Here is a 7553-nt window from a genome sequence, read left to right as displayed (position 1 = left end):
CCTCTCTCCCCCCCCCCCCCACCCCCCAGACCAACACATGTCGTGGTTCGTCGGCAGCGTCAGATGTGTATAAGAGACAGGCACTAGGTCAAAAATAGTTTTTCATTTGTTCAGTTGCAACGGCGTTTTCACTAAAATCCGTTCAAAATCAAAAGGGATGGCAGCTACCCCATCCCTAGTATCCGATTTTTTCCTAGTGGCTGCAGCAGCCACCCAACGTAGTGGATGTTTTGTTATGATCGTTGCCTACCTTATAACCGGCTTTTTCAATCGCTGCTATCAATTCTTCTTTGACCTCGTCGCTATCAACAGTTGCAACAAGTTCTCCGGTAGTGAGTTTTTCTACTTTTAATCCGTCGATGTCTTTAATGGCGGCTCCCACCCTCGATTGGCAGTGTGCACTTTGCATATTGGGTATGCTTAATTTTACGTTTTCCATGTTATTTTTGGTGATTTAGGTTTCCAGCACAAAGCTGTTTATTAAGTTATTTTTAAGGTTTCAAGATTTATCCTGTATCTACTTTTTCCATTTCAGGCGCAAGCTGTTGCCTACTACGCTTACGCTGCTCAGTGCCATCGCTGCACCAGCAATCATCGGATTAAGCAAGAAGCCATTGATCGGATAAAGAATGCCCGCCGCTATCGGAATACCGATAAGGTTATAGATAAATGCCCAAAACAGGTTTTGCTTTATCGTAGCCACTGTTTGTTTAGATAAAGTGATGGCTTGTGGTATTTTGGTCAGATCGGATGAAATAATCGTCATTTTGGCTACATCCATGGCAATATCGCTCCCTTTGCCCATGGCTATGCTCACATCGGCGGTTGCCAATGCGGTGCTGTCGTTGATACCGTCGCCCACCATAGCTACTACTTTGCCTTGCTGTTGCAGTTCTTTCACAAAATCGGCTTTGTGTTGTGGCAGCACTTCGGCCTTGTAATGCCCAATGCCAGTCTGTTCGGCAATGGCTTTGGCTGTTGCCTCATTATCGCCGGTAAGCATATAAAGGGCTATGCCCATTGCTTGCATTTGCTTGATGGCAGCTACTGATGTTTCCTTGATCTTATCTGCTATGGCAATAACGGCAAGCGCTTTGTGGCTGTCGGCAAACCAGATTACCGTTCTAGACTCCCGGCCCCAACCGTCGGCTTCCTGTTGCAGTTCGTCGGCGATGGAAATATGATTTTCTGTCAGTAGTTTTTTGTTGCCTACCCAATAAGTTTCGTTGTTGTAGGCGGCTCTGGCTCCTTTACCGGTAATACTTTCAAATGCCGATAAAGAAACGCTTTTCGTGGCTTCTTCCAGGTGTTTAACCACCGCTTCGGCCAAAGGATGTTCTGATTGTTTTTCGATGCTGAACAGAACATCCTGGGCATATTGATCGTTGTTTAACCATTTCACAGCCGTAACCACCGGTTTTCCTTCGGTAATGGTTCCGGTTTTATCCAACACGATAGCGTTTACTTTTTTGGCCAGTTCGAGGCTTTCCGCATCTTTAATCAGGATGCCATTTTCGGCACCCTTGCCTACCCCTACCATAATGGCTGTAGGCGTAGCCAGCCCCAAGGCACACGGACAAGCAATAACCAATACCGTAACGGCAGCCAACAATCCTTGTACCAGGCCGTTATCGCCTCCTAAACTTAACCATAACATAAAGGTAAGAATGGCGATACCCATCACCATGGGCACAAAAACACCCGCAATTTTATCGACCAGCTTCTGTACCGGCGCCTTGCTGCCTTGCGCATCCTGTACCATCTTGATAATTTGAGCCAGCATAGTGTCTTTGCCTACCTTTACCGCTTTAAACCTGAAACTGCCTTTTTGATTAATGGTACCGGCAAACACTTTTTCGTGCTCTGCTTTCCATACGGGCACTGGCTCGCCGCTCAGCATGCTTTCGTCTACATACGAATTGCCCGAAACAACCAGGCCATCGACAGCAATTTTTTCGCCGGGTTTTACCAATATTGTATCGCCGACGGCTATGGCTTCGATTGGTGTTTGTATCTCTGTTCCGTCGGGCTGTATTACGGTAACCGTTTTAGGTTGCAAACCAATCAGTTTTTTAATCGCCGACGAGGTATTGCCTTTGGCTTTTTCTTCCAACAGTTTGCCCAGCAGAATAAAAGCTACGATAACCGCCGCCGCTTCAAAATAAACATGGGCGTGTAAGCCGCGTTGATGCCAAAAATCGGCAAAGAGCATGTTGAATACACTGAAAAGATAGGCAATGCCTGTACTCAATGCCACCAGGGTATCCATATTGGCCGAACGGTGCCTGGCTTGTTTCCAAGCATTGACAAAGAAGTCTTTACCCAGCCATAACACTACCGGCGTTGCAAATGCCCACATCATTTGGTTGGCATAAGGTATATCCATCATGAACATGCCAATAACCACTACGGGCAACGAAAGCAACACTGCCCAAAAGGTTTTGGTTTTTAGGGCCTTGAATTTCTCTTCGTGAATGGTTTCCAGGGTTTCCTGCTGCGCGCGCTCGTCTGTAACTAGCAAATCGTAGCCAATTGCCTGAACTGCCTTTTGTAATTTCAAAGCATCTGTCATGTTGGGCAGATACTCAATGCTAAGGTTGCCCGTTGCAAAATTTACAGAAGCACTCACTACGCCAGGCTGGTGTTTTGCCATGCTTTCTACGCTGCCGGCGCAAGAAGCGCAGGTCATGCCCAAAACCGGAAAAGCATGTTTAACGGTCGTAACACCATAGCCTAAATCTTTGACAGCCTTAACCGCTTCCGATACTACTTCGGCATCACTAACTGTAATAGCCGCCCTCTGGTTATTCAATTCAACTTTGTGGGTTCGGATGCCTTTTACCTGTGCCAGTCCTTTGTCAACAATTAATGCACAGTGTTCGCTTTCTACATCTTCGAGGGGAAGAAAGACGGTTTCGTTATCGCCAGTTGCCATATATCGTATGTTTTATTTACAATACAAAATTGGCCAAAAACAGGTGTCCGAATGTTACACTATTTAGAGAAAAAGTTATAACATTTACATCTTGGCTGTACGAGGCATTGGCAAGCCCATCAAATGGTTATACCTCGTCTAATGGTTTTCTTTTTTCTGCCTTAACCTGCTTGAAATGGCTCGGTGTAAGTCCGGTTACTTTTTTAAACTGGTTGCTCAGGTAGGCTACGCTCGAATAATTGAGCCGATAGGCTATTTCGCTTAACGAAAGTTCATCGTATACCAATAATTCTTTTACCTTTTCTACTTTTTGGGCAATGAGATATTTTTCGATAGTGGTGCCCGTTACCTCAGAGAACAGGTTCGATAGGTAGTTGTAATCGTGTTGCAGTTCGTCGCTTAAAATGTCAGACAGGTTACGCTTCGCATCGGGTTCATGGTAATGCACCAGCCCGATAATGATATTCTTGATCCTTTCTATCAGCTGACTCTTTTTGTCGTCAATCAGTTCAAAACCCAAGGGCGCCAAGGCCCCATTCAGCACTTTCTTCTCCGTGGCCGTCAACTCCTTTCCTAATGTAACCTCTCCCAGCTTAACGCTTTTTGCAGTTATGCCCAACTTGTCAAGCGCTTGCTGTACCACCAGGATACAGCGGTTGCAAACCATGTTTTTTATAAAAAGAGTATACATCTTGGCACCAAATCTACAGACTTATATCGGATAAATTTATCAAAAAAAGTTTGGTTACACGCTGGCAAATGCCTGAACACCTCTTGAGCAACTTTAAAAGATATCGCATTTTATATTCAAAAAATTGATACAACAATATTTGATATATCAATTATATTTTATTTATATTTGCGCATTCATAAATGCCTGAACTGGCATATACACTATAAAGCTTATAACAATTTAATTAAAGAATATCCCTAAAAACATGAAGCGAACCATTTTAACCTCGATTATGATCCTGCTAACCACAGCTCAGTTCTTTGGGCAAACCGTAAAGCTGACCAAAACAGAAAAAGAACAGGTGATTAACACTTTGATTGAAAAACTGAATGACAATTATATCTTCCTCGATGTTGCCCAAAAGGCATCAAAAAACATCAAAGCATTGCAAAAGAAAGGCGGTTATGACCAAATTGACGAACCGGCAAAACTGGCGAAACTCCTAACGGAGCAGTTGCGTGAGGTGGTGCACGACAAGCACCTTAATTTATGGTACAGCCCCAAAAAACCGTTTGCCCCAACCTCACCACAAGCACAGGAAGAATCTTTTATGCGCCAGATGAAACGGGCTAACCTCGGCCTACCCAAAATAGATATCCTCGAAGGCAATGTCGGTTACCTAAAAATAGAGGGTTTTGGTCCGGTAAACAAAGTTGGCGAAACCTGTAGCGGCGCCATGATGTTTCTGGCCAATACCGATGCCTTGATTATTGACCTGCGCAACAACCAAGGCGGAGAGCCCGACCTGGTGCAGTACCTGGCCAGTTATTTCTTTGACGACAAGCCCGTACTGATCAACAGCCTTTATTACCGCAAAAAAAACAAAACCGACGAATATTGGACGGTTCCGGTGAAAGGTAGCAAATACATTGATAAGCCCGTATTTATCCTGATCAACAACTCAACTTTCTCTGCCGGAGAAGAACTGGCCTACGACCTTAAAACACAGCACAAAGCAGTATTAGTAGGAGAAACTACCGGTGGAGGCGCAAATGATGGCGAGGTTTTCGAATTGGGTAATGGATTTTTCGCTTTTATCCCAACCGGTAAAGCCATCAATCCAATTACAAACACCAACTGGGAAGGAACCGGTGTTGAACCAAATGTAGCCGTATCTGCTACCAAAGCGCTTACAACAGCCCATCAAATGGCGCTGAAAGCCGTGATGGAAAAAATGCCCGAACAAGAAAAGCCCTTTTACGCCAAAGCGCTAGCCAACATCAAGGAGTAATATCATGAACAAACATTTTCTAGTTATCGCTTTATTTGTGTTATGCTCGGTTTCATGCCGCAAGTCTGACCTTACCAATCCGATGGACAACATTCCTCAAATGCAATACAAGAACCTGGAGGATAGACGAATAACTTTTGGCAACAGCTACGCTTGCGATGTGGATGACGACGGGGTAAATGATTTTGCCATTCACACCGAATACCTTGGCAAACCAGCAGAGCGTGTTGATTGCCAACAATTTTATTTTAGTGGTGCATTTCTCACTTATTCGCCGGTAGATTCGAACGAGCAAACACCATTGTTAAATACGGGAAATGCGATTGGAAAGAACAGCTATGCTAACCACTCCTGGTACAATGCCACGCACCTTCTATTGTCGGAAAAGGTAATCACCATGTCGGGTAATGATTACTGGCAGGGAAAATGGAAAGAGGTTTCGCATAAATACCTCGCTTTTGCAGTTAAGAAAAACGGCAAGCTCCATTATGCCTGGCTAGAATTATCGTTTTCCCAAAGTACTGAAGCGCTGATCCTGCATCGCGTGGGAATTGCCGTGCTGCCAGAAAGGGATGTCTTCGCCGGGAAATAGGCTTTCAAACAAACAGCGCAACCTTGTTCGCATCAAAGCCTTTTCCAAAAAACCGGCTTACAACAGGCTCTATTTATTTAAAAATGCTCATTTTCTCATCGTAAACAGGGCTCTGAATATTTAAGAAATTCAGGACACTGTGAAATACATAGTTTTGAGATAACATTTTATTGGGCTTGAGCTGTTTTGAACTGTTATCAGAATACCAAACTATAAAAGGAATCTCATATTGTTCTTTAGGTGCAAAACTAATAGGCACTCCATGCATATACAGGTTTTTTTCGCCCAAAGATTCGCCGTGGTCTGACACAAAAAGCATAGCGCTTTTGTATGCTTTTAATTGTTTCAGGTCTTCAATTACCCGGTGAAGGATATAATCGGTGTAAACAATGGTATTGTCATAAGCATTGATCAGTTCTTCTTTAGAGCAGTTGGCTAATTCAACACTGTTGCACACGGGCTTAAAGGTTTCAAATTGTGGCGGGTATTTTTTGCTATATGTTGGGCCATGGCTTGTACTGGTGTGCAGCACGATCAGTATCTTGTTTTTCTTGCTGGCCAAAATCCGTTCTTTTAATCCGGTTAATAGCACTTCATCGTATTGGCAACCTTCGCCCTTGCAATCCTTACCCAAAATTTCTTGGTTCTGGTATTCTTGGATATGAACCGGAGGCTCGCCCCAGTTTGTGGTTCTCCAAACAACGTCTACATCATTTCTATATAAATAATTAGGCAGGATTTCGTATAAATCGTCGCTATTGGTATGTTCTAAAATACATTTTACGCCTGCGGTGGTGTACGTGGCGCAGGATGTGGCATTAAAATGAAACAAATTCTGTGTTTGCGCAAGCAGCGGGTTCGTATTCTTCTTGTAGCCGTACAAAGAAAAATTTTGGCTTCTAGCCGACTCGCCTATCACCAGCACTACAACAGATTTCTCATTATCCCCGATGGTGGCATTTGGCAATAAAATTTCTTTCTTATTTTTTTGTTGCTCATGGATATAAAAACGTGAAATATTGACAACATAAGACCAAGGCATTGCCAAGCCTCCCAATTGTTTGGAATTTTTATCGATCCATAGCCAGTTGCTGGCATTGGCAAACACCAAAACGACAATAAACAACAGCGTTAACGAAGAAGTTAAAAAGAACTTCTTTAAGGATACATTTATTATTTTGACCTTAATAAGGTAGATGGCGGGGATTATACCGAGTACAACAATGTACAAGATAAGCTTTACAGAAAAAAAGCTGCTGGCTTCTTGGTAGTTGGTATTGAGCACATTGCCAATCATACTTTCGTCGATGATCACGCCATAAGTGTTTACAAAGTAAACCGCAACTGCGCTCAGGACAAAAAACAAGACCAGCAAAGATTTTCCAACAATCCGCGACAGAAAAAACAGCAGATAAAAAACAAAGGCGTTGGTAACCAGCATGAGGACCACCAGGCTGACGATAAGCACCATACTACTCAGGCTTTTATAATCGATATGATTAAAAACATAAGCATAAAACGGAAAATGAAAAAATAAAAAATTCAGCAAACTCATCAATAAAACAAAATGAGTTATCCTTAATTCAGTTTTTAGTATAGCCTTTAGCATAGACATGAATAACTTTAAATAGTGTAACTACCAAACTCGCCAGTGAAAGGTAAAATATGATCAAATTTTCGTCAATGATTTTGTTGATTGCGCAAATACAGCAAACCAGGAAAAACAAAACAATAATTGGATAGTATTTTTTATCGCCGATCCATGCCCAAATCCTATATTTTCGGCTGATAAAAATACCGGCAAGCCCCGCAATATAGCCTATAATACTGCCTATTATAACATCAAGCGGATAATGTGCTCCTATGCCCACCCTGGTAAACGCGAGGATCAATCCCGCGATGATTATAAAAAAAGACCACAAAACCTTATGCTTCGGCTTTTATGGCATGGTACCTACTACCTTAAAAGATAAACTAAAGGCTTCAACTGTTCCACAAAACAAATGGGTTGGCGGATTTGTACGTCCTGATTTTTTAAATCCTACCGATCCTTGGTTCGATA

The 7553-nt window shown here is 42.9% G+C and carries 8 protein-coding genes; 3 read left to right on the top strand and 5 right to left on the bottom strand.

Annotated features, from left to right (window positions below):
• Positions 1-193 precede the first annotated feature (193 nt).
• From JHD69_RS18250 to JHD69_RS18240, 3 genes are all read right to left on the bottom strand, one after another.
• Positions 194-439 (bottom strand): heavy-metal-associated domain-containing protein, encoded by a 246-nt coding sequence (locus JHD69_RS18250; RefSeq protein WP_199141779.1) that lies wholly within the window; start codon positions 437-439, stop codon positions 194-196.
• A gap of 78 nt (positions 440-517) precedes the next feature.
• Positions 518-2935, bottom strand: coding sequence for a heavy metal translocating P-type ATPase (locus tag JHD69_RS18245; protein ID WP_199141778.1), 2418 nt, complete (start codon positions 2933-2935; stop codon positions 518-520).
• A 127-nt stretch (positions 2936-3062) separates the two neighbouring features.
• Entirely contained in the window at positions 3063-3602 is a 540-nt protein-coding gene (locus tag JHD69_RS18240) for a helix-turn-helix domain-containing protein (protein ID WP_441339482.1), read from the bottom strand.
• A 271-nt stretch (positions 3603-3873) separates the two neighbouring features.
• On the opposite strand from JHD69_RS18240, the gene JHD69_RS18235 reads away from it, so the two are divergent.
• Together JHD69_RS18235 and JHD69_RS18230 are read left to right on the top strand one after the other, a co-directional pair.
• Positions 3874-4899, top strand: a complete 1026-nt coding sequence (locus tag JHD69_RS18235) for a S41 family peptidase (protein ID WP_199141776.1) — start codon at positions 3874-3876, stop codon at positions 4897-4899.
• A 4-nt stretch (positions 4900-4903) separates the two neighbouring features.
• A complete protein-coding gene (locus JHD69_RS18230; protein ID WP_199141775.1) occupies positions 4904-5491 on the top strand; it encodes a hypothetical protein in 588 nt (195 codons plus the stop codon).
• Positions 5492-5564: 73 nt separating this feature from the next.
• Here the strand turns inward: JHD69_RS18230 and eptA are convergent, their stop codons facing one another.
• Both eptA and JHD69_RS21545 read right to left on the bottom strand, forming a co-directional pair.
• Complete coding sequence (eptA, locus tag JHD69_RS18225; protein ID WP_255530782.1) at positions 5565-7100, bottom strand: phosphoethanolamine--lipid A transferase EptA; 1536 nt, start codon at positions 7098-7100, stop codon at positions 5565-5567.
• Positions 7075-7413, bottom strand: coding sequence for a phosphatase PAP2 family protein (locus tag JHD69_RS21545; RefSeq protein ID WP_370583520.1), 339 nt, complete (start codon positions 7411-7413; stop codon positions 7075-7077). Before JHD69_RS21545 ends, eptA begins: the two co-directional genes overlap by 26 nt.
• Between JHD69_RS21545 and JHD69_RS21540 the strand changes: the two genes are divergently transcribed.
• A partial coding sequence (locus JHD69_RS21540; RefSeq protein ID WP_370583519.1) for an alpha-N-acetylglucosaminidase TIM-barrel domain-containing protein occupies positions 7355-7553 on the top strand: 199 nt, incomplete at its 3' end. The two genes, JHD69_RS21545 and JHD69_RS21540, sit on opposite strands and share 59 nt — an antisense overlap.

Origin of the sequence: Pedobacter sp. ASV12, assembly GCF_016429155.1 — a bacterium.
Taxonomy (GTDB): Bacteria; Bacteroidota; Bacteroidia; order Sphingobacteriales; family Sphingobacteriaceae; genus Pedobacter.
The sequence above is the reverse complement of the archived record's forward strand: the minus strand, read 5'-3'. Positions and strand labels throughout refer to the sequence as shown.

Bases quoted from the DNA above. Each gene is read 5' to 3' on its own strand.
- JHD69_RS18250 (WP_199141779.1), bottom strand. From the start codon at position 439: ATGGAAAACGTAAAATTAAGCATACCCAATATGCAAAGTGCACACTGC.
- JHD69_RS18245 (WP_199141778.1), bottom strand. From the start codon at position 2,935: ATGGCAACTGGCGATAACGAAACCGTCTTTCTTCCCCTCGAAGATGTA.
- JHD69_RS18240 (WP_441339482.1), bottom strand. From the start codon at position 3,602: ATGGTTTGCAACCGCTGTATCCTGGTGGTACAGCAAGCGCTTGACAAG.
- JHD69_RS18235 (WP_199141776.1), top strand. From the start codon at position 3,874: ATGAAGCGAACCATTTTAACCTCGATTATGATCCTGCTAACCACAGCT.
- JHD69_RS18230 (WP_199141775.1), top strand. From the start codon at position 4,904: ATGAACAAACATTTTCTAGTTATCGCTTTATTTGTGTTATGCTCGGTT.
- eptA (WP_255530782.1), bottom strand. From the start codon at position 7,100: ATGCTAAAGGCTATACTAAAAACTGAATTAAGGATAACTCATTTTGTT.